Here is a 20,650-nt window from a genome sequence, read left to right on the forward strand (position 1 = left end):
CCGTCCGACCGGGCCGGAACGCCCGCTCCCGTGAGCGGCGTGGCACGCGCAGGGGTGTCGTTCCGTCTACGTCGCTGTAGGCGGTCTACGTTGCGTAGACGCGAGGACAGCGGGGGCGCGGAGGCGCGATGAGAGGCCGGCGCACAGGCGCGGCCGGAGTGCGAGCAATGCGCCCGAGTCCGTTCACCGCTGCCACACAACTACCGGTCGCCCACCGCCCGAGCGGTGCAGCGCCGGACGGTCGACCAGGAGTGCGCTGTGGGGCAGCCGGAATTCCTCACCGCGGTGGATGCCGCCCGTGAGCGCCCGTATGTGATGAAGAAGCTCCCCGAGGTCACCCTGGCCTTCTGGATCATGAAGATCGCCGCCACCACCCTCGGTGAGACGGCCGGCGACCTCTTCTCCCAGACGCTGCGACTGGGCTACTTCCTCACCACGATCGCGTTGTTCCTGGTGTTCGTGGTGACGCTGGTGGTGCAGCTGCGTTCCAAGCGCTACAACCCGTTCTTCTACTGGACCGTCATCCTGTCCACGAGCATGGCTGGCACCACCATGTCGGACTTCATGAACCGCGACGCCGGCGCCGAGTACCTCACGCCGGGCACGACCTCGCTGGGCCGAGGCCCCCAGGGCCTGGGCCTGGGATACCCCGCGGGCGCCGCGATCCTCGTCTCCCTGCTGATCGCCGTCTTCCTCGTCTGGAAACTCACCGGGCAGACCTTCGCCATCCGAGACATCGTCACCTTCCGCGGCGAGGCCCTCTTCTGGTCCGCGATCCTGGTGTCGAACACCCTGGGCACCTCCATGGGCGACTTCCTCTCCGACAGCTCCGGCCTCGGCTACGCCGGCGGCGCCCTGCTCGTCACAGCTCTCCTGGCCGTACTCGCCGCCCTGATGCGGGTCCCGGCCGTCCCCAACGTCGCGCTGTTCTGGATCGCCTTCGTCCTCACCCGCCCCCTGGGAGCCACCGCCGGCGACTTCCTCACCAAGCCGACCGCCAAGGGCGGCCTGGACCTCGGCACTCCGGGCTCCTCGGCGGTACTCCTGATCGCCCTCCTCGGCCTCATGGCCTACGCCCATCTGCGGGAGCGCAGGAAGGCCACCCCACCCGCCGAGCGCCACGCCCAACTGTCGTAATCCACCGCACTCGCTGCCCGCCCCTCCCGGCCATCCCCTGTCGCCGTTCCGTGAGGGCCACTCCCACGAGCATGCCGACGTCGATGGCCGTGACGATCACGGCCATCTTCATCAGGTCGTCGAACCCCTTCACGACGTAGCCACCCGGCAGCCCCGTCAGCCCCCGCATGCCGAGCGAGCCCACGGTCAGGATCAAGAACCCTGGCAGAAGCAGCACACCGAGCGGCCGAAGACGGCGTACGAGCACACGGAGTGGGGCCACCACCGCGCCCACCTACGCCAAGGTCTACGCCTGCAACACCACAAACGCGTACTTCACACACTCGTTCGACGTTCACTGACCTCGTCGGCAACGCGACCACGAAAAGCCCTTGGTCACCTGCTCCCCCGCACGCGCGGGGATTCTTCCCCTTCCGCTTCGGCGGGAGGGGGCTTTCGTCATGCCGCTTCGTACCGGTGGGCCCGGCCGCCGCGCCACTCGGTCCACTGCGGGTCGTCCAGGATCTGTTCACAGTCGTAGAGGCCGGCCCGCCGGAGGAATTCGACGAGGTCACTGTCGTCGCGGGCGAGGCCGGCAATCTCACCGTTGATGGTGACCGCCCGACCGCCTGCCGAGGAAGGGCGGTGGACGACTATCGGGGCGCTCATGCCTTCAGCGTGCCCCAAGCTGCCGGCCACAGCACCCCGGACATGCGGCTTCACTCTTCCGCCCGATCGTGGCGCTCACATCTGGGGCCCGTACACCCATCTGGCCGATGGGACGTTTGGGACGACAGAGGGCGAACTGGTTAGCTGCTGCCACCGCCCGTTCCAGGCCCTGGCCGGCCGACGGGGCTGCGACCGGACGGCAATCCGCCCCCTCGGGGAGGGGGCGGATTCACGCAGCGCTACCCCTTCCCCCACCCTCGCCCCGAGGCCAGGAACTGCCGTCGCCAGCCGTCTTCCCCTGCACCCAGCAGGGGAAGACGGCAGTTTCGTGCGTGCGGCCTGCCGGACCGCCGACGATCGTGAACGGCAACGCCCCCTGCCCGGCTTCGACTGGCGCAGGGGGCGGTTTCGTGCGTCTGGGGTCAGGCCTTGTTCTCGCCCAGGGCGGTACGCAACCAGTCGATGCTCCCCTGCACCAGAAGTTCATCAGCCAGCCGATTCGCCGTCTCGGTGACCAGGCGCCTGCGGCTGTTGTCGATCCACCGCTGGGCGTTCTCGTAGCCCTGCGCCTTGTACTCGATTCCCTGGAGCAGGCACTCCAACTTGTCCGCGTCCCGGGCGCAGATGGCCTCCGGTGACTCCTTGGCCTCATACTCCGCAACCAAGTCACGGATCGCCGAGGCCAGGACTTCAGGCATGCCTTCCGTCTGGTCGGCCGTCACCTCCTGCGGATCGCCGGCAGGTGCGTACTTCTTCCCGACATAGTTCACGTCCCCGGTGCGGGTCTCCTGAGTGTCGTGCCACACGGCGAGGAACGCGGCCTGCGCGGGATCGGCGCCTTCCAGCTTCGCGATGATCGTGGCAATGAGCGACGTGCGCCAGGAGTGTTCGGCGACGCTCTCCGGATCGCGGACCCCGGCCATCCACCAGCCCGTCCGCTTCGTGTACTTGAGCGTGCCCGCCTCGTACAGGAAGCGCCCTACTGCGGACAGGTCGTCAGCCACGTCGTCCCCTCTCACGCCTCAGCAAGGCGGATTGCGTATCGGATGCTCTCCAGCTCCCGGCGCGTCTGCACCGACAACTCCCGGCCATCCAACATCACGGCAAGGGATGCGCGTAGGACGCCCCCTACGATCTCCATCGGAGAGACAGATTGCCGTTCAGATCCTTAGCAATGCTCACAACCGCGGGGGAGGCTGAACCCGGATCCACCGGCTTGATTCCGGAGTGATCGTTTCAGAGGTCTTTCGGTGGCCGGGTGTGTGATCTGCAGGTTCGGGCATGGGGTGGCCGCTGGTCTGCCCAGCTCTTCCACATTTCCATGGGTGTCGGGCCCTTTCGGGCGGGTCGGTCAGGTGCGTCAGACGGTCGGTGGTGGCGTGTGCACGGCGGTGAACAGTTGTGTGAAGTCGCCTGCCCAGGGCCAGCGTTCGGGCAGGTGGAGGGCGAGGTGGCGGGCCGAGCGGGCCAGGCGGGCGGGCACGTTGATGAGGCGATCGCGGATCGTGGGGGTGGTGGCTCTGGCGTGGAAGATGCCGGCCAGGGTGCCGATGGCGCGGGTGAGGTTGTGTGCGAGGGCGGCGAGGGCGAGCCAGGCGGCGTTCGCCTGGAAATGCCCGGACGGGGCGTGCGCGAAAGCACTGTTCTTGATGTCCGCGATCACTTGTTCCACGACGGCGTGCCGTCTGTGATCACGTTCGGCGTCCGTCAGCGGGAGCGGAGAGTCGGTGAAGGCTGCGTGGTAGCGCCAGGTATCGAAGATCGTGCCCTGTCCAGCGGGCATGCTCGCGGAGCCCAGCCGTTTGACGCGCCGCACGATGAGACGGGCGGTGACCTGGTGTTTCTTCGGCTTGAGGTGAAGGCGGTGTAGGTGGTCTCGGCTATCTCGGCGTCCGAGATCCAGCACTGCCCCTCCTCGTCCCAGACCGCCTTGGGGTACTTGATCGGCTTCCAGGCCGCCTTGTCGATCGCTGCGATCGCGGCCTTGATGGAGGCGTTCATCCGCACCGTGATCGAGAAATGCGCGTTCAGGGCCCGGCAGGCGTTCACGACGTCGGCGCCGTAGAACGCAGAGTCGGCCCGCACCACCAGCAGGCCGCCCGCGCCTGCGGCGTGGGCGGTGCGGATGGTCTCGGCGACGAACGCGGCCGCACCGCGAGCGGAGTTCGATGGCCCCTTGCGCAGGCGGGTAGCGGCGATCACGGGGGCGGCCAGGGGTGTGGACACGATGCCGAGCAGCGCATTGAGGCCCTTGACCTTGCTGTATCCATATCCAGCACCCTGCTTGGCGTAGCCGTGGGTGCGGCGGATGGTGTCGTCGATGTCCACGTAGGCGACCTGGTCCGCGCCCGGCAGCAGCGGGGTGTGAGCCGCGAGACGGGGCAACAACCGGCGGGCCACGGCGTGCAGTTGCTTCACATGACCATGGGTGAAGGAGCGCAGGAACGACCCCAGCGTGGACGGAGCCCGCACTCCGGCGAACGGGCGGCGCATCGCGCCGTGCCGCAGCCGGTCCATGTCATCGATGCTGTCGGCACCCGCGACCATGCCGCCCACCAGGATCATCGAACCGTGCGGAGACCCCCGCTGCGGCCTGGGAGGATTGCATCTCGGAAGTGCCTTGTCGATTGTGCGTGCTGGAAGCGTGAAGAACTCCCATCATCGCAGGTCACAAGGCACTTCCTCGTTTCCGGAAGAAATATCCACAGACATCAAGCCAGTGGATCCGGGCTGAAGGGCTAACCAGAATCACACCGTTTCAAGTCAATAGACCTGTTTGTGACGGATTTTCGATCTTGACATGGGTGGAAGAGCACATATAAATTCCACATAAGCAAGGTAAGCGAAAGGAAAATTCAATGCGTAAAGCATTCGCTAGAATTCTCGTTGGCGCACTCCTCACCGGGGGAACAGTGATCGGAGGGGCGGCTAACGCTTCGGCCGCCAGCCCGTGCAAAGGTTTCAATCTGTACTACAACTCAAACCAAAAGAACGCGTGCATTGAAATAAATGGAAATCCAGATAACTTCGACAATTACTACTCCGATGGGAGTCCTGCCAAGTTCATCGGCTGCGCCGCTACAGCATCCACCTGCCCCGGCCTCGGGCAGAACGTGAAGAATAATGCCGCTTCTGTCGCGAACTGGTGGACCGGGGCCACTGGGAGGGTTTACTTCAACTCCTATCACAAGGGGGCATACGACACATTTGGCCCGCAAGTCGTTGGCCCGCTGGTTAATACTTACAATAATAATGCATCGTTTAGCTGGTGGCTCAGCTAGTTTGCATTAGCAGAGCCTTCTACCGCCCACACCACCAAGGTGCCGGGCGGTAGTTTCTTTGCACTTGGTTCCATAATGCTAACTGGCGTCGATGTTCCACTCTTGGAGATTTAAATGAGAAAGAGCGCGAAAGCCGGACTCTCTCTGGCTCCGGTAGCGGCAATCTGTCTCCTTGCAGGCATGGGTGATTCCAGTGGGTCGTCAAGCGTCGCGAAATCCCAGGATTCCGAGAAACGACACGAAAAGAATAGCTATGACGCGACACAGAAGATCTTGCCTGTAGAACGTTACCTGACCACGGAAGCGGAGGATAGAACCCTGGCTTTGGCTCGAAATAAGTTGGTAGAAAAATGCATGCGGAGCGCTGGGTATTCCGACTTCATGATGCCGCCCCATGTCGGGAACCCGGTCAAGTTGATCACCAGGCGCTACGGCCTTACGGACCTGAATGAAGCTCAGAGGCGTGGCTATGAGCCCACCGATAATGAGGCTTCGGAGAATTCGACTTCGGAATTCAATGAAAGCCTTTCACCTGACGCAAGAAAGCGCTTGGTGGGGGATAGTGGCGCGCCGGTGGAGCCCGGATCGAGACTACGCGATCCAGGGTGCCTGGGTCACGCCCTGGAAGTGATTAATGGATCTAAGCCTCCTTACGAAAAAATCGATGCTGCGGCAATGAAAGTTCAGGCCGATAGCTGGAATCGATCGTTCCGCGACGGGAGGCTGATCAATTATTTTGAGAAGTGGTCGGCCTGCATGCGCCGCTCTGGATATTCATTCAGAACACCAATGGATGCCCCTGGGGAAGGAAAGATGAATAAAAGCAAGGAGATAAAAATGGCCGTGACGGAAGTCAAGTGCAATATAAGCAGCGGCCTCCTCGATCGATGGTACGCGATTGATTCCGATTATCAGAAAACGCTGATTCGCAAGAATATAGTGGCCCTAGAGAAAGGGAGAAAAGTGATGGATTCTCGTCTCAGAACCGCACGTGCGGAGTTGGCGACTGACCGAAGGTCAAGGCCATGAAGTTAGCCTCAATTTTTCGTGACGGCCCGTCGGTTTCCTCGGCGGGCCGTTTCGGTGTTCAGGCTGGTGGTGGCCCAGGGCTGCTGCAAAGTCGAAGTGATCTCGTGAAGCGGCAGGTCAGCGGCATCGTGTCCGGGAAGGCCGAAGCTCCGTTGTGGTGCGTGACCTCTCAAGTCCCGTACCAGAAAACGGAGCTTCGGTGATTCGTGAGTCTGCCATGCCCGCAGCGCTGCTGTCCTGTGTCGTCGCCGGAACGGGTGATGTGGCCGAGTCGTGGGATCCGCGTGAGCGCCGGGGGGCGCTTTCCGCTGCTCGCGCTGGTGCGCTCGGCGGTCTGTGCGGTCGCGGTGGGCGCCCACGCGTATACAGCGATCGGCCGCTGGCTGCGGCGTGCACCTCAGGACACCCTGGGCCAGCTTGGTTTCCCACCCCGTGGAGCACTCGGTGTGCGGCCGGCCGCATCCATGGACACTGTGCGCCGCGTAGTTGAGCGACGGCACCCCGATGGTCTGCCCCCACTGCTGAAAGCCTGCCGGTGAGGCGACCGAAGGCCTCCGGCGGCTGTCCGCGGACGGCAAGAGTGTCCGCAGCTCACGCCCCCGGACCCGCACCGCGGCCCATCTCCTGGCCGTGATCGACCAGGGACGTCCTCGTCCTGGCCGCCGCCCTGGAGACATACCCGGCCTGCCTGATCTTCCCGGTCGGCTACGTCGACCAGACCCAGGAACTCCCCTTCCAGGGCCTCGTCCCCACCTGGGACGCCCTGCGGCGCTTCACCGGCGAACAGGAAGTACCCGGATACGACCCGGGCTTGGTCCCCGATTTCGAAGCCCACGCCAGCCTCGTACGTACCGCCCTGGCCGCACTCGAAGAAGAAGAACGGGCGCGGTTCGCGGCCAAGACAGCAACCAGCCGCGCCCAGCAGGAAGAAGCCGAACGCAAGCGGAGCACGTACGCCGACCAGGCCATCTCCGCCAAGTACAAACTCCGCTACCTCCGCCGAGACCTCCGCGACGACGGAGCCACCCCACCCGACCTCCCACCCGCACTCGGCGATGTCGACCCGCCCGAAGCCGACACCAACACGACACCGGAGGAACGCCTTTGAAGGGCTCCACGCACCGCCGCTGCTACTGCCGCGACCCCAAGACCGGCAAGCCGCTCGGCAAGAAGTGCCCCAAGCTCACCAGCCGCAAGCACGGCTCCTACTCCATACGCCAGGAACTCCCGCCCCGCGAGGACGGCACCCGCCGCTCCTTCAACCGCGCCGGCTACGAGACGCTGAAGACCGCGCAGGCCGACCTGGACCACGTGCGGGCCCTCATCTCCATCGCCGATTCCGATGACGAGCACGACCTGGCCCGCATCGCGGCCCTGCTCGAACAGGTCGCGGACGAGAAGGCTCCGCTGCCCGACATCGAGGACACCCGCAGGCGCTTCAGGGCGGGCCTGGACCTGATCGGCCGGCGAACCGTGGGCGAATGGCTCGACCAGTGGCTTCTTGCGAAGAAGTCACGCAAGACGACGCTCAACGGGTACGCCTCGCACATCCGCGTGCACCTGAAGCCGCGCATCGGCCATGTCCGCCTCGACCGTCTCAACGTCGGCCACCTGGTGGAGATGTACGACGGCATAGCCGATGCCAACGAGGTGATCCAGGCGGAGAACCTCGAACGGCACGAGCAGATCGCCAGGTGCAAGCCCAGCAAGCCCGGCCGCCCCATCGCAGCCGAGCGGGCACGGCTCGCCGTCGAGCGGGCAAAGCTCGCCGAGATGAAGCCGTTCCGGAAGATCACCGGCCCAGCGACGCAACAGAGCATCCGGCGCACGCTGCGAGCGGCTCTGAACGCGGCGATCGCCCAGCAGTACATCACCTTCAACCCGGCCTCCCACGTCGAGCTGGAGTCCGGCAAGCGCCCGAAGCCCCTGCTCTGGACGGCCCAGCGGGTGGAGCACTGGCGTGCCACCGGTGAGCTGCCATCACCGGTGATGGTCTGGACGCCGGCGCAGTTCGGAACGTTCCTGGACGCAGCCGAAGCCGACCGGCTCTACGCGCTCTTCCACCTCGTGGGCACCCGTGGTCTCCGCAGGGGCGAGGCCGTTGGCCAGAACTGGACCGACGTCGACCTGGACGCCGGCCTCATCACCCCGGCCAGGGAAATCGTCGTCGACGGTTGGGACCCCTACGAGTCCGCCCCCAAGACCGACGGCAGTGCCAGCACGATCGCGTTGGACAGCGTCAACGTCGCCCTTCTGCGAGAGCACCACAAGGCGATGCTGAGCGCCCGGGAAAAGTGGGGCGCCGCCTGGAACGAGACCGGCAAGGTCTTCACCCGCGAGGACGGCTCCTGGCTGCACCCTGAGACGGTTTCTCAGACGTTTCGCCGCATCCTCGCCACCACCGACCTGCCGCCGATCACCTTGCGCGACCTGCGTCACGTCGCGGCCACTCTCACCCACGGCGGGGGCGGCGATCTCCACACGATCAAGGAGACGCTGCGCCACTCCACGATCACGCTAACGTCGGACACATACACGAGCCTGCTGCCCGAGGTCGATAAAGCTGCCGCAGAAGCAGCCGCCGCTCTGGTGCCACGTGCTCGTGAGGCCCCCGGCATAGCCCCTGCTGTCGGACCGTCCGCTCACGCATCGCTCACGCACGAGGCCGGGAATGACGAAGCGCCCCGACCGGATAAAACCGATCGAGGCGCTAAGTAGCAGGTCAGAGGGGGTTTCCCCTCCCTGCATCGCGTAGGCCGTGTGGGACTCGAACCCACAACCAACGGATTAAAAGTCCGCTGCTCTGCCAATTGAGCTAACGGCCCTCGGCACATCACCCCTGAGCATAGCCCGCCGGGGCCCGGCCGCCGATCGGGTATCGGTTGTCGGGCCCCGTCGCGAGGGGAATCAGCGTGGAACGAGCGGTGACGGGCAGGGGATCGGAGCCGGGATCACGGGGTGCGGGTGGTGGCCTCCGGTGTGGTCGCGCGGAGGTGATCCGGGTTGAGGAACCAGTGGCGGGCCGAGGCCAGCCACCACGTCGCGGCGAAGCCCAGAACCACCAGGACCGCGATCGGGGCGTAGTTGAACGTCTCCCAGGTGACCGGCGAGACCTGCGGCAGCATGAAGAGCATCGTGATGATCACGACCCAGGTCACCGCGACGACACCGATCGGGCGGGACCAGCGGCCCAGGTGCCAGGGGCCCGGGGTGAAGTCGTCGCCCCGGATCAGGCGGAGCAGGGTGGGGATCACATAGGCGATGTACAGGCCGATCACGGCGATCGAGGTCACCGCCGCGTACGCCGTGACGTTGATCAGATACGGGAGCCCCAGGGCCAGGGCACCGAGGGCGGCGAGCCAGACCGCGGCGACGGGGGTGCGGGTACGGGGGCTGACCGTGTGCCAGACACGGGAGAAGGGCAGGGCCCCGTCCCGGGAGAAGGCGTAGATCATGCGGCTGTTCGCGGTGACGGACGCCATGCCGCAGAAGAGCTGGGCGCCGATCACGATCAGCAGCAGGAGCTTGCCGGTGGTGGCGCCGAGGGCGTCCAGGAGGATCTGGGCCGGCGGGGCGCCGGTCGGGGAGTCCAACGCCCCGTCGTACGACTGGATGGCGTACGTGAAGCCGAGGAGCAGGGCGAAGCCGGCGATCCAGGAGGTCCAGATCGACCGGACGATGCCGCGCGGGCCCGCCGTGGCCGCGTCGCGGGTCTCCTCCGTCATATGGGCGGACGCGTCGTAGCCGGTGAACGTGTACTGGGCCATCAGCAGACCGATCATCACGACGTAGAAGCCGCTGCCCCACCCGGTGTTGTTGACGAACTCGGTGAACACGAAAGACGCCGACTGGTGCGAGTCCGGTACGAACGTCAGGGCGCCGACGATGACCGCGACGCCGACGACGTGCCACCACACGCTCACGCTGTTCAGGATCGCGACGATCCCCACGCCGAAGGTGTTGAGCAGTCCGTGCAGCAGCAGGATCGCGGCGAAGAGCAGGATCGTGCGGGTGGGAGTGACCACGAAGCCGAACTGGAGGTTCAGGTACGCGCCCAGGAAGGACGCCGCCCCGAAGTCGATCCCGGCCGTCACGGCCACCTGGCCGAGAACGTTGAACCAGCCCGTGAACCAGGCCCAGGCCGCCGCCGAGCGCGGCGGTGCCAGCCGGTGGGCCCAGAAGTAGAGGCCGGCGGAGGTCGGGTACGCCGAACAGATCTCGGCCATCGCCAGGCCGACGAAGAGCGTCATCAGGCCGACGCCCACCCAGCCCCAGGTGATGACCGCGGGGCCGCCCGTGTTCATGCCGAAGAGATACAGCGTGAGGCAGCCGGAGAGCACCGAGATGATCGTGAACGAGACGGCGTAGTTGGAGAACGCCGACATGCGCCGGGCCAGCGTCTGTGTGTACCCGAGCTGCGCGAGACGCTCCTCGTCGGAGACGCCCGTGGGCGGCCTGTCCTCGCCGGTGTCTGTTGTCATGCCCCCAGCGATGCCCCCGCTGCGGAGAACACATGCGGTCGCCGTGGTCACGACTGGGAAAACACCACCGGGGAACCCTGCCCCGCGACACACCGCACCGCAACAGGAAGGGCGCGGCCCCGAGGCCGCGCCCTTCCTGAGCTTTCCCGAACTGACCCGAACCTCAGCCGATCCGCGTATCGCGAACCTCGGCAGATCGTCGCGTCGCGAACCTCAGCCGATCCCCGTGCCCTGAACCTCAGCTGATCCGCGTGTACTTCTTCCAGCGCGTGTCGGCCAGCTTCTTCGGCGCCGAGAAGCCCCCCGTGTGGTTCGCGTTGTAGAGGTACACCGCGCCCGCCGGCGTCCGCGCGAGGATGTCCTGACGCCCGTTGTGGTCCATGTCGCCGCCGCCGACGATCGCGCTGTACTTGCCCCAGCCCGAGCCGATCTTCGTGCGTGGGGAGAAGCCGCCCTTGCCGTTGCCGCGGTAGAGCCAGAGCACCCCGGCGCCGTCCCGCGTCACGATGTCCGCACGGCCGTCGCCCGACAGGTCCCCGCGTCCGGCGATGGCGGTGTAGCTCTTCCAGGTGGTGACCTTCGTACGGCCGGCCAGGGAGCCGTCGCTCTTGCCGCGGTAGAGCCAGACCACGCCCGAGGTGTCACGGGCGAGGATGTCGGGAAGGCCGTCGCCGCTGAGGTCGCGGGCGGCGACGATCTTGTTGTACTTGGACCAGCCGGTGCCCAGTTTCACCTTCGGGGCGTCGCCGACCTCGCCGTACGAGAGCGGGTTGGGAATGCGGTAGAGCGTGCCGCCCGGTGTACGGGCGAGCAGGTCGCCCTTGCCGTCGCCGCCCAGATCGCCCAGTTGCGTCAGAAAGTCGAAATCGTCGTCCCAGTCGAGCATCGCGCCCATTCTGTCGACGTAGCAACCGTCCAGCTTGCCCTGCTGGTTCGTGGTGCAGAGGTCGATGAGGTCGCTGGGTTCCCGCGCCAGGACCGAGCCGCTGATCCGTTCGTCGAGGTCGACGTCACGGGCCCAGTCGGTGATCGTGGACCGGTAGGCGGAGATCCGGGTGTAGAGGCGCACCCCGCCCGCGACACAGCCGGTGGCCCTGGTGGCCGAGGCCGCGATGAGCTTGCCACCGCCGACGAGCGCTCCGCCCGCGTCGCCGAAGCACTGGTCCTCGTCCGCGACGGGGGGAGCACCGGGCGCCGGTACGGTGCAGAGCGTGCCGCCCGGCAGCGTGCGGCCGAGCAGGGTGGCGCAGGTCGCGGCCGACTTGAGCACGACCTGTTCGCTGTGACGGACCCGCGGGGCGTCGTCCAGGTCCAGGCCCGACCAGGAGTAGAACGTCGCCTTGGCTCCGGTGGCGTACAACGTCGTGTCGCTCGACGCGGCCATCACCGGCTTGCCGTACGAGGCCGGCGTCGCCCGGATCGCCACCGAGACCGCGCCCCGGCGCGTGGCGGCGTCGTACGTCGGATGGCTCCGGTAGCGCGGATCGCTGCCCCCGCCCCGCAGCCGGCCGCTCTTCAGGTCGTAGTCCCACTCCATGTCCGTGTGACCGCGACCGGTGAAACAGTCGGGTGTGGCCAGCGTCCGGGTCTTGGACAGGGTGATGCCGGTGCAGGCCCGGTGGGAGCCGTCCGCGTCGTCGGTGTAGTAGAGCGGTACCAGCCACGAGGGGACCGTGGTGGCCGCCTGGGCCTGTGGCGCGGAGCCCAGCAGTCCGGCGAGCAGGGCACCGGTCGCCGCCACGGTGGTGAGCACCCGGCCCACCGCAGGGGCCATCCGGAACCCAGGGGCCCTCCGGAACCCAGGACCTGTCCGGGGCCCAGGAATCGTCCGGAACGCCACGAGAGATTCGTTTCCCATCAGAAAATCCCCTTGTAGCCCTGCCACCCGGTGGCGATCTTCGTACGTGAGCCGAACGACCCCTGGCCGTTGCCGTTGTTGCGGAAGAGGTTTCCGGAGCTGTCCCGCTCGACGAGGTCGGCCTTCCCGTCACCGGTGATGTCCCCCACCCCGACGATGGCGTTGTACGAGGCGCCCCACGCGGAGAAGACCTTGACCCGTTCCTTCAGCTTCCCGTTGGCGGTTCCGTCGTAGCGGTAGAGCGTGCCGTCCTTGTGACGGGCCAGCACATCGCCGTAACCGTCGCCGTTGAGGTCTCCCGCGCCCACGATCTTCGTGTAGACGGTCCAGGACGAACGGATCTTGACCCCGGCCTTCAGCTTGCCGTGGCCGTCGTTGGCGAAGAGGTAGATGTCGCCGGTCGACGCCTTGCGCGCGAGCAGGTCGGTGCGGCCGTCACCGGTCAGATCACCGGGCGCGGTCAGGACGTTGTACGCGTTCCAGCGCGTGCCCAGCGAGGTGTGGCTGTTGTTCGGGGTGTACGGTTCGCCGCACCTTCCGGCGTACCGGCGCAGCTCCCCGCTCGGCATCCGTACGAGCATTTCGGCGCACCGGTCGCTGCCCATGTCCCCGAACGGGACGGCCACGGAGCCCTTGGGCCAGCCGGAGCCGGAGCGCTTCCAGTCGAACTTGCCCTTGCCCTCGGTGTAGTGGAGGGTCAGCGCGCCTGCGGAGTTGAGCGTGACGAGCTCGCCGAAGTCGTGGCCGCCCTGGTCGTGGTGGCCCGGCAGGCCACCGCCGACCGAGATCTTTCCGCTGGTGGTGTACGTGCCGCCGCCCTCGACCGCCTTGGCGGTCAGCGTCCATGTGTGGACCCCGTTGAACGGGTAGCCGCCCGCGTCGGTCCTGCCGTCCCACGCGACGGCGACCTCGGCGCCCGGCCCGCCGGACATGGTGCGCACCGTACGTCCGTGGGCGTCCTTCACGACGAAGGTCCAGGTCACAGGTCTGTTCAGCTGCCAGGTGCTTTCCCAGTCCTGGCCGCCGCCGGTGTCCTTGAGATCGAGGTACCCGCCGTTGACATCCGACTCGATCTTCGCCAGTGGCTGCACGGGCACACCGCTCGGCACGATACGGATCGACTTGTCCGGGCCGATGTACGCGATGTCGCCGCCGAACTTGTCCACGGCCCAGGTCAGCCTGCGCTGGTCGACGGTGCTGCCCGCCGGCAGGTCCGCGATCTCCCGGGGCGCCGCGGACTTCCCGGTGTGGAAGTCGGTGAGCACCAGCTTTTCGGCGGTCCGCTCGTGCCGGACGAGATAGCCGTCGCCGACGAGTGCGGCGCCGGACGGAACGGTGAAGCTCTTCCTCGCCGTACGGTCGTACACCCCGGCCGCGCCACTCGTACCGCAGTTCCAGTAGATCCAGCGCCCGACAGTCTGAAGTTCCTTGATCACACAGGGCGCGCCGGTGGCGACCGTCTCGACGACCTTCTTCTGTTCGAGGTCGGTCGCGGTGACGGCTCCGGCGGTGGAACTCGCCGTCCACAGCACCGATCCCCATACCGAGGCTGCGGTGATGGACCGGATCATCCGCACATTCGTCGTGCGGTATTCGTTGACGTCGTCGATGTACTGCTTGCCGGTCGATGCCGCGTTGTAGACGAAATAGCGTCCGGTGGCGTCCACGAACTGACCGCCGGTCACGGCGGGTTCGTCGAAGGAGTGGAAACTGTTCGCCGTCAGCCAGATCTGTGCGCGTTCCTGCCCGTTGTCGACGAAGAAGCGGCCCACATGCCCGTTGCCGGTGGCGCGCAGCGGTACGCAGGAACCCGCGTCGCACGGCACGCGCTTGACATGCGCACCGGTCGCGTAGGTGTCGACGTATCCCATCGAGGTGGGAGCGCCCGCCGTCGAGCCGTCCGCGGCGATCTGACGGGCGAAGACGAACTGCACGCCGCTCGGGGCGACTTCCACCGTGTTCAGTGTTCCGCCGGCGAAGTCGATGCCCCAGACCCCGCCGGTCTGCACCGGGGTCGGCGCATCCGCCGCGACGGCGCTCGGCATCATGCCGAGACCGGCCGCGACCACGGTGAGAGCGGCCAGGACGGCGCGACGGCGCCCGACGGCACGGGTGGGTGAAGAAGCGAGGCGCACCAAGAGGGTCAATCCTCCCCGAAATGCCTGAAAGGCATGAAGGGCACAGGTGATCAGCGGCGGCCCTCCGCAAAAGAATCGCGCAAAGCCCCCCGGCCGTGCCCCTGTGCAAGTCGCCGGATATTAACAGCGGTTGCTCATGTGAGGGAAGCGAAAAGAAAAGCGGGCCCACTCGTAAAGAGCGGGCCCGCTTTCCATGGACCTTCAGCGGACCTTCAGCAGGTCCTCACCGGATTCAGCCGTTGCGCTTCCAGCGCGGCTTGTCGTCGCGGCGCCCGAAGGAACCGGTGTTGGTGCCGGAGCCGCGGTGGTCGTCGCGGCGGCCGGTCGGCCGGTCGCTGCCGCCGGAACGGAAGCCGCCGGAGGGACGGTCGTCACGACGGTCGCGGTTGAACGGCCGGTCGCTGCCGCCGGAACGGAAGCCGCTGGAGGGACGGTCGTCACGACGGTCACGGTTGAACGACGGGCGGTCGTTGTCACGGCGGTCGAAGGAACGGCCACCGCGGTCGTCACGACGGTCGTTGGAGCGGAAGCCGCCCGACGGACGGTCGTCACGACGGTCGCGGTTGAACGACGGACGGTCGTTGTCACGGCGGAAACCACCGGACGAACGGTCGTCACGACGCTGGAAACCACCACGGTCACCACCGCGCTCACCACCGCGGTCGTCACGACGGTCGCGGTTGAACGACGGGCGGTCGTTGTCACGGCGGAAACCACCGGACGAACGGTCGTCACGACGCTGGAAACCACCACGGTCACCACCACGGTCGTCACGACGGTCGTGGCCGCCGCGGTAGCCGCCGCGGTCGCCGCCACGGCTGTCCCGGCGCTCGAAGTTGCCGCGGTCGTCGCGACGGTCGTCACGGGCGACGGGCTGCTCCGGCACGGAGACGGCGGCCTCGATCGCGGCCTCCGCCTCGGCGACGGCCTCGGCCACCGCGGCCTCGGGGTCGTCGCCCCGCTCGCGCGCGGCACGGGCGACAAGGCGGTCGGCCTCCTCGCGCAGCTCACCGGCGCGGCGCTGGACGCGCTCCAGCTGCTTGGTCAGGTCGGCGACCTCGCGCTCGGCCTGCTTGGCGGCGTTGTTCGCGGAGTCGGCCTGGACCTCGGTCAGCGAACGGGCGCCGGTGATCTCGGCGACCTCCGGGTCGAACGCGCCCGCGCCGCCCACGATGTGCCGCGAGGCGTCGACGCCCGCGTCCTCCATGAGGCGGAAGATCTGGCGGCGCTGGTGCGGCAGCGCCAGCGAGACGACGACACCGGACCTACCGGCACGGGCGGTACGGCCCGAGCGGTGCAGGTAGTCCTTGTGGTCGCCGGCCGGGTCCACGTTCAGCACCAGGTCGATGCCGTCGACGTGGATACCGCGGGCGGCGACGTCGGTCGCGACGAGCGCGTTGACGTAACCGTCCTTGAAGTCCGCGAGCACCCGGGTTCGGGCACCCTGCGTCATGCCGCCGTGCAGCGCGTCCGCCTTGACGCCCGCCTCGACGAGCTGCTCGGCGATGCGGTCGGCGCCCAGCTGGGTGCGGACGAAGATGATGGTGCGGCCCTTGCGGGCGGCGATGGCGGAGGTGACCGGCGCCTTGTCCTTCGGCTTCACGACGAGGACGTGGTGCGTCATGGTCGTGACGTTGCCCTGGGCGCTGTCGACCTCGTGGCTCACCGGGTTGTTCAGGTAGCGCTTGACCAGCGTGCCGATCTCGTTCTCCATCGTGGCGGAGAAGAGCATGCGCTGGCCGCCGACCGGAACCTGGTCGAGCAGCTCGGTGACCTCGGGCAGGAAGCCCAGGTCGGACATCTGGTCGGCCTCGTCGAGGACGGCGACCTGGACGTTCTCCAGGGAGCAGGCGCCTCGGTTGATGATGTCGCGCAGCCGGCCCGGGGTGGCGACGAGGATGTCGACGCCGCGCTCCAGCGCGTAGATCTGGTTGCCCATCGACGTACCGCCGCAGACGACCTTCATCTTCAGGCCGAGCACGTCGCCGTACGGCTGCAGCGCGTCCGCGACCTGCATCGCGAGCTCACGGGTCGGGGTGAGGATGACCGCGCGGGGCTTCTTCTTCTCGGTGTGGCCACCGGCCAGCGAGGCCAGGGTGGGCAGACCGAAGGAGAGGGTCTTGCCGGAGCCGGTACGGCCGCGGCCCAGGATGTCCTTGCCGGCCAGGGCGTCCGGGATGGTCGCCGCCTGGATCGGGAAGGGCGCCGTCACACCGTTCTGCGCGAGCTTGCGGACGATGCCCTCGGGCAGGCCCAGGTCGGCGAAGGTGATGGTCGGCTCGGCGTCCGCGTCGGCGGCGTCCGTGTCGGCGGCGTCCGTGTCGGCGGCGTCCGCGTCGGCGGCGTCCGCGTCGGCCAGGGGGGCGTCGGCCAGGGGGGCGTCGGCCTCGACGGAGTCGGCGGACTCGGCGACGACGGCCTGCGCGGCCTCGACGAGCTCGTCGTTCTCGACGCTCTCGGGCATGACGGTGTGGTCAGAACTGGAAATTGACATGCGAAATGCGAAACCTTCCGGAGTCTCGGCACGCGCCCGTAACTCCGTGATTCGCAATTTCGACCGCCTCAATGCGGTCCAGCCACGGCAAGGGAGAGTACGCGCCACACGGCGCGCTTCTGTTTCGGCGCCGGGCAATGGGATCAAACGATCTACCACCATACGCACTCCCCCCACATCGCGCAAACCGCCCTCCCTCACACCCCGGCTACACCGGGCTGACCTGCGGCGATACATCAGGCGTTCGCAGCGGCCACGGCTCCCCCGGCGTGCTCATCGCGTCGGTGCGGAGCTGAGCCGCCGAAGAGGCCGACGGCTGCGGCGACGGCCCCGAGGGCTCCGAGGGCTCCGGCTCGGGCTCCGGGGAGGCGGGTGGCTCTGGCGTGGCCGGCTGCGACGGCGGCGGGGACTCGGGCCGCTGCGGCACTCCGGGCCCCGGCCGCGAGGCCGAGGGTGCCGGCAGTCCGCCGCCCCGCGCCGGTCCCGGATCACCCCGGTCGCCCGGCTCCGCGCCGGGCCGCACACCGCCGGGCGAACCCGAAGGGGCGGCGGAGCCGCGCGGTCCCGGCGATTCGGCCGCCTCCCGTTCGGAGTGTGCCTCGGCACGGCCACCGCCGGTGCGGACGCGACCCGTGCCCGCCACGGTGCCGCCGTCCGGTCCGGCCGCGCTCTCCTTCGGCTCGGACGTCGGCGACGGCGCCGGTTTTCCGTCGTCGTCGCCGACGCTCATGCAGCCTGTGGACGCGGCGACCGTCACGGCGACGACGGCCGCCCATCGGACGGGAGCGGAGAACTGGCGCACGGAAGGCACCTCCGGGAGTACGAAGAGCGGGCGGACAGTACGGGGAGCGGGGGGCTCCCTGCCCAACTCCCGCCGCCCCGCCGGGGACACGCCCCGTGCCCGGCCCGCACACCTCCCGCACACCTCCCGCGCCCCACCCGTACGGCGCTCGCACGCTCATCCGTAGCCGAGCGCGTGCAGCCTCTCGTCATCGATGCCGAAGTGATGGGCGATCTCATGGACGACCGTGATCTCGGTCTCGGCGACGACGTCCTCGCGCGACTCGCACATCCGCAGCGTCGGCCCGCGGTAAATGGTGATCCGGTCCGGCAGCACCCCCGCGTACCACTCACCGCGGTCGGTCAGCGGTGTGCCCTCGTACAACCCGAGCAGCTCCGGATCGCCCGGATCCGGTTCGTCCTCGACGAACACCGCGACGTTGTCCATCAGCCGTGTCAGCTCCGGCGGAATCCGGTCCAGCGCCTCGGCGACCAGTTCTTCGAACTCTTCGCGCGTCATCTCCAGCACCCCGCCATTGTCCCGTACTACCGGTCGCGGCGCCCCGGCCCGGACCGCCGCCTCCGCCTATTCGGTTTGGCTGACGCAGAAACGCCGTAGTACAGTCTGCGACGTGCCCAAGGGCGCCGGTCAGGGCCTGACCGTTCTGAAACCTCAAGAGGTTGAAGGAGAAGCGGAACCTCTTGAGGGGAAGCAGAGTCACATGCTTCTCACGTCCCCTCCGGGGCGACAGGCGCAGAAGCAAAAGCACGAAAAGTTCTGCCCTCATCGTCTAGTGGCCCAGGACGCCGCCCTTTCAAGGCGGTAGCACGGGTTCGAATCCCGTTGGGGGCACGTACAACCTGTGCGACACTTAGTCGCACAAAGCTTGGTCCTGTGGAGCAGTTTGGAGTGCTCGCCACCCTGTCAAGGTGGAGGCCGCGGGTTCAAATCCCGTCAGGACCGCTGCAGCCCTTATGAGCTGCGTGGCTGGGTAGCTCAGTTGGTACGAGCGATCGCCTGAAAAGCGATAGGTCGCCGGTTCGATCCCGGCCCCAGCCACCACCCGAAGGCCCCGTCCACCGGACGGGGCCTTCGCCGTGTCAGGCCTCTTCCCGGTCCGCCGAGTTCGCCCCCCGGCCACGCCACACCCGTACCGCCAGAACCAGCAGCACCACCGCCACCACGGCCACCAGTGCCATGGCGTCCGGCACGTGCTCGCCGATGCGCTGGGCCCACTGCTCGACGGCGAACGAATCGTCGACGTCCAGCAGCCCGGGAAGCGCGGTCGTCCCGTCGTATGCGAGGAACAGCACGCCGAGGCCGATGAAGAACAACCCCGACAGCAGCGTCGTGGTGTGCAGCTCGAAGCGGCCGACCCGGAAGGTGCGACCGCGCAGCCAGGCCCGGCGGCCCAGGTCGAAGCGTTCCCAGAGCAGGGCGAGCAGAAAGAGCGGTACCGCCATGCCCAGGGCGTAGACGGCGAGCAGCAGTCCGCCGTAGACGGGGCTGCCGCTGACCGCCGCCACGGTGAGGACGCTGCCCAGGATCGGCCCCGCGCAGAAACCGGCCAGTCCGTATACGGCGCCCAGCGCGTAGACCGACAGGGCGGTGGTCGGACGGATCCGACCGCTGAGGGCGGCGATCCGGCGCGAGGCGAAGCCCAGACCCACGATCTGTGCGATGCCGAGCACGATGATCAGCCACCCGGCGCCGAGCACGAGCGCGTCGCGGTGGCTGTAGAAGAGCCGTCCGGCGTACGAGCCCGCGGCTCCGAGCGGCACCAGGGTGGTGGCGAGACCCGCGTAGAAGATGCCGGTACGGGCCAGCAGCCGCGAGGTGGAGTCGATGGAGTAGGCGAAGAAGGCGGGCAGCAACAGCGCGCTGCACGGGCTGACCAGGGCGAGCAGCCCGCCGAGGAAGGCCGCGAAATAGCCGATGTCGGCCGTCATTTCGCACCGCCCTCGGCGCCCCGGTCGTTCTCCCCGCTCTTGGCGTTCTCGGTGTCATGGGCCTTCGCGGCCGCCGCGTCGATAACCTGGGTGAAGGTCTCCAGCGACTGGGCTCCGGCGATCGGGCGGCCGTTGATCAGGAACGACGGGGTGGAGGTCGCGCCGATGCCGTACCCCTGTTCCTGGTCCTTGCCCACTGCGGCGGAGGCGGCGGAGCTGTCCGCGTCGCGCGCGAACCGGTCCAGGTCCGCGACCCCGGCCTGCCGGGCGAGCGCCTTCAGCCGGTCCTTTCCGAACCCCTTCTCCTTGACCCCCTCGGCGTACGCGGCACGGTGGAACTGCCAGAAGCGGCCCTGCTGCCCGGCGGCCCAGGCGGCGCGGGCGGCTGCCTCGGACTCGGCGCCGAAGATCGGGAAGTTGCGCCATTCGATGCGCAGGGTGCCGTTCTCGACGTACTTCTTCACCAGGGCGGGTTCGGTGTCGCGGGCGAATTTGCCGCAGTAGCCGCACTTGAAGTCGGCGTACTCGATGAGGACGACGGGCGCGTCCACCCGTCCCTGCGCGAGCTTGTCATGGGCGTCGCGCCGGGCGAGCTTCGCCAGCTCCGGATAGACGCCGGCGTCCGGTTCCGAGGTGACATCGGCGACCGAGGAGGAGGAAGCGGAAGAACCCGAGTGGTCGGGGGCGGTGGCCCGGTAGGAGACGAAGCCGAGCGCCGCGGCGGCGAGGACGACTCCGGCGCCGTAGATCAGCGGCTTCTTGGACGCCGGCATACGTGAGGACTTGGACTTGGACATGCGGGACTCCGTGCTGGTGATACGGAAGGAAAGAGGGACGGCCGGGGGAAGCGGCCT

General features: G+C 67.7%; 16 protein-coding genes, 4 tRNA genes and 2 pseudogenes. 8 read left to right on the plus strand and 14 right to left on the minus strand.

The genetic code is table 11. The features are described 5' to 3' along the window. Nucleotides 1–258: 258 nt before the first annotated feature. Nucleotides 259–1,137 (plus strand): hypothetical protein, encoded by an 879-nt coding sequence (locus ABZ826_RS24885; RefSeq protein ID WP_361452304.1) that lies wholly within the window; start codon nucleotides 259–261, stop codon nucleotides 1,135–1,137. A 438-nt stretch (nucleotides 1,138–1,575) separates the two neighbouring features. Here the strand turns inward: ABZ826_RS24885 and ABZ826_RS24890 are convergent, their stop codons facing one another. From ABZ826_RS24890 to ABZ826_RS24910, 5 genes and pseudogenes are all read right to left on the minus strand, one after another. Continuing rightward, on the minus strand, nucleotides 1,576–1,785 hold the full coding sequence (locus ABZ826_RS24890; RefSeq protein WP_361452307.1) for a hypothetical protein: 210 nt from the start codon (nucleotides 1,783–1,785) through the stop codon (nucleotides 1,576–1,578). 422 nt (nucleotides 1,786–2,207) lie between these two features. Beyond that, complete coding sequence (locus ABZ826_RS24895; protein ID WP_361452310.1) at nucleotides 2,208–2,789, minus strand: HD domain-containing protein; 582 nt, start codon at nucleotides 2,787–2,789, stop codon at nucleotides 2,208–2,210. Between the two features lie 11 nt (nucleotides 2,790–2,800). Next, a pseudogene (locus ABZ826_RS24900) lies at nucleotides 2,801–2,905 on the minus strand (transcriptional regulator); the annotation flags it as partial. Nucleotides 2,906–3,145: 240 nt separating this feature from the next. After that, nucleotides 3,146–3,568, minus strand: a complete 423-nt coding sequence (locus tag ABZ826_RS24905) for a transposase (RefSeq protein ID WP_361452313.1) — start codon at nucleotides 3,566–3,568, stop codon at nucleotides 3,146–3,148. Beyond that, nucleotides 3,493–4,350, minus strand: coding sequence for a transposase (locus ABZ826_RS24910; protein ID WP_361452316.1), 858 nt, complete (start codon nucleotides 4,348–4,350; stop codon nucleotides 3,493–3,495). Before ABZ826_RS24910 ends, ABZ826_RS24905 begins: the two co-directional genes overlap by 76 nt. Before the next feature lie 293 nt (nucleotides 4,351–4,643). Between ABZ826_RS24910 and ABZ826_RS24915 the strand changes: the two genes are divergently transcribed. From ABZ826_RS24915 to ABZ826_RS24930, 4 genes and pseudogenes are all read left to right on the plus strand, one after another. Continuing rightward, the gene (locus tag ABZ826_RS24915) at nucleotides 4,644–5,066 is read left to right on the plus strand and encodes a hypothetical protein (protein WP_361452319.1); all 423 of its coding nucleotides are present in this window, start codon (nucleotides 4,644–4,646) and stop codon (nucleotides 5,064–5,066) included. A 180-nt stretch (nucleotides 5,067–5,246) separates the two neighbouring features. Then, the gene (locus ABZ826_RS24920) at nucleotides 5,247–6,095 is read left to right on the plus strand and encodes a hypothetical protein (RefSeq protein ID WP_361452322.1); all 849 of its coding nucleotides are present in this window, start codon (nucleotides 5,247–5,249) and stop codon (nucleotides 6,093–6,095) included. Between the two features lie 643 nt (nucleotides 6,096–6,738). Then, nucleotides 6,739–7,203: pseudogene (locus ABZ826_RS24925) on the plus strand (transcriptional regulator); the annotation flags it as partial. Further along, complete coding sequence (locus ABZ826_RS24930; protein ID WP_361452325.1) at nucleotides 7,200–8,813, plus strand: site-specific integrase; 1,614 nt, start codon at nucleotides 7,200–7,202, stop codon at nucleotides 8,811–8,813. The pseudogene ABZ826_RS24925 and the gene ABZ826_RS24930, both read left to right, overlap by 4 nt. A 34-nt stretch (nucleotides 8,814–8,847) precedes the next feature. On the opposite strand, the gene ABZ826_RS24935 is transcribed toward ABZ826_RS24930, so the two are convergent. From ABZ826_RS24935 to ABZ826_RS24965, 7 genes are all read right to left on the minus strand, one after another. Further along, nucleotides 8,848–8,920 (minus strand) — tRNA-Lys (locus tag ABZ826_RS24935). 126 nt (nucleotides 8,921–9,046) lie between these two features. After that, on the minus strand, nucleotides 9,047–10,576 hold the full coding sequence (locus tag ABZ826_RS24940; protein ID WP_361452328.1) for an amino acid permease: 1,530 nt from the start codon (nucleotides 10,574–10,576) through the stop codon (nucleotides 9,047–9,049). A gap of 238 nt (nucleotides 10,577–10,814) precedes the next feature. Next, nucleotides 10,815–12,350: an FG-GAP-like repeat-containing protein gene (locus ABZ826_RS24945; RefSeq protein WP_361452331.1), complete on the minus strand. Its 1,536-nt coding sequence runs from the start codon at nucleotides 12,348–12,350 to the stop codon at nucleotides 10,815–10,817. Nucleotides 12,351–12,433: 83 nt separating this feature from the next. Beyond that, a complete protein-coding gene (locus ABZ826_RS24950; protein WP_361452420.1) occupies nucleotides 12,434–14,569 on the minus strand; it encodes an FG-GAP-like repeat-containing protein in 2,136 nt (711 codons plus the stop codon). Nucleotides 14,570–14,804: 235 nt separating this feature from the next. Beyond that, nucleotides 14,805–17,036, minus strand: a complete 2,232-nt coding sequence (locus ABZ826_RS24955) for a DEAD/DEAH box helicase (protein WP_361452334.1) — start codon at nucleotides 17,034–17,036, stop codon at nucleotides 14,805–14,807. A 238-nt stretch (nucleotides 17,037–17,274) separates the two neighbouring features. After that, nucleotides 17,275–17,868: a hypothetical protein gene (locus ABZ826_RS24960; RefSeq protein ID WP_361452337.1), complete on the minus strand. Its 594-nt coding sequence runs from the start codon at nucleotides 17,866–17,868 to the stop codon at nucleotides 17,275–17,277. 156 nt (nucleotides 17,869–18,024) lie between these two features. Beyond that, nucleotides 18,025–18,375 carry a metallopeptidase family protein gene (locus tag ABZ826_RS24965; RefSeq protein WP_030929660.1) on the minus strand — a complete coding sequence of 117 codons (351 nt, stop codon included), beginning with the start codon at nucleotides 18,373–18,375 and terminating at the stop codon, nucleotides 18,025–18,027. A 251-nt stretch (nucleotides 18,376–18,626) separates the two neighbouring features. On the opposite strand from ABZ826_RS24965, the gene ABZ826_RS24970 reads away from it, so the two are divergent. The 3 genes from ABZ826_RS24970 (at nucleotide 18,627) to ABZ826_RS24980 (ending at nucleotide 18,909) form a co-directional block, all read left to right on the plus strand. Then, a tRNA-Glu gene (locus tag ABZ826_RS24970) sits at nucleotides 18,627–18,699 on the plus strand. A 36-nt stretch (nucleotides 18,700–18,735) separates the two neighbouring features. Further along, nucleotides 18,736–18,810 (plus strand) — tRNA-Asp (locus ABZ826_RS24975). 22 nt (nucleotides 18,811–18,832) lie between these two features. Continuing rightward, nucleotides 18,833–18,909 (plus strand) — tRNA-Phe (locus tag ABZ826_RS24980). 38 nt (nucleotides 18,910–18,947) lie between these two features. Here ABZ826_RS24980 and ABZ826_RS24985 read toward each other — a convergent pair. Both ABZ826_RS24985 and ABZ826_RS24990 read right to left on the minus strand, forming a co-directional pair. Continuing rightward, entirely contained in the window at nucleotides 18,948–19,796 is an 849-nt protein-coding gene (locus ABZ826_RS24985) for a cytochrome c biogenesis CcdA family protein (RefSeq protein ID WP_361452340.1), read from the minus strand. Continuing rightward, the gene (locus ABZ826_RS24990) at nucleotides 19,793–20,593 is read right to left on the minus strand and encodes a DsbA family protein (protein ID WP_361452343.1); all 801 of its coding nucleotides are present in this window, start codon (nucleotides 20,591–20,593) and stop codon (nucleotides 19,793–19,795) included. The genes ABZ826_RS24985 and ABZ826_RS24990 overlap by 4 nt, the downstream gene beginning before the upstream one ends. Nucleotides 20,594–20,650: the final 57 nt, after the last annotated feature.

This window comes from Streptomyces sp. NPDC047515 (genome assembly GCF_040643055.1).
Lineage (GTDB): Bacteria > Actinomycetota > Actinomycetes > Streptomycetales > Streptomycetaceae > Streptomyces.

Coding starts and splice junctions, on each gene's coding strand:
- ABZ826_RS24890 (WP_361452307.1), bottom strand. CDS start 1,785: ATGAGCGCCCCGATAGTCGTCCACCGCCCTTCCTCGGCAGGCGGTCGG.
- ABZ826_RS24905 (WP_361452313.1), bottom strand. CDS start 3,568: ATGCCCGCTGGACAGGGCACGATCTTCGATACCTGGCGCTACCACGCA.
- ABZ826_RS24910 (WP_361452316.1), bottom strand. CDS start 4,350: ATGATCCTGGTGGGCGGCATGGTCGCGGGTGCCGACAGCATCGATGAC.
- ABZ826_RS24915 (WP_361452319.1), top strand. CDS start 4,644: ATGCGTAAAGCATTCGCTAGAATTCTCGTTGGCGCACTCCTCACCGGG.
- ABZ826_RS24920 (WP_361452322.1), top strand. CDS start 5,247: ATGGGTGATTCCAGTGGGTCGTCAAGCGTCGCGAAATCCCAGGATTCC.
- ABZ826_RS24940 (WP_361452328.1), bottom strand. CDS start 10,576: ATGACAACAGACACCGGCGAGGACAGGCCGCCCACGGGCGTCTCCGAC.
- ABZ826_RS24945 (WP_361452331.1), bottom strand. CDS start 12,350: ATGGCCCCTGCGGTGGGCCGGGTGCTCACCACCGTGGCGGCGACCGGT.
- ABZ826_RS24955 (WP_361452334.1), bottom strand. CDS start 17,036: ATGCCCGAGAGCGTCGAGAACGACGAGCTCGTCGAGGCCGCGCAGGCC.
- ABZ826_RS24985 (WP_361452340.1), bottom strand. CDS start 19,796: ATGACGGCCGACATCGGCTATTTCGCGGCCTTCCTCGGCGGGCTGCTC.
- ABZ826_RS24990 (WP_361452343.1), bottom strand. CDS start 20,593: ATGTCCAAGTCCAAGTCCTCACGTATGCCGGCGTCCAAGAAGCCGCTG.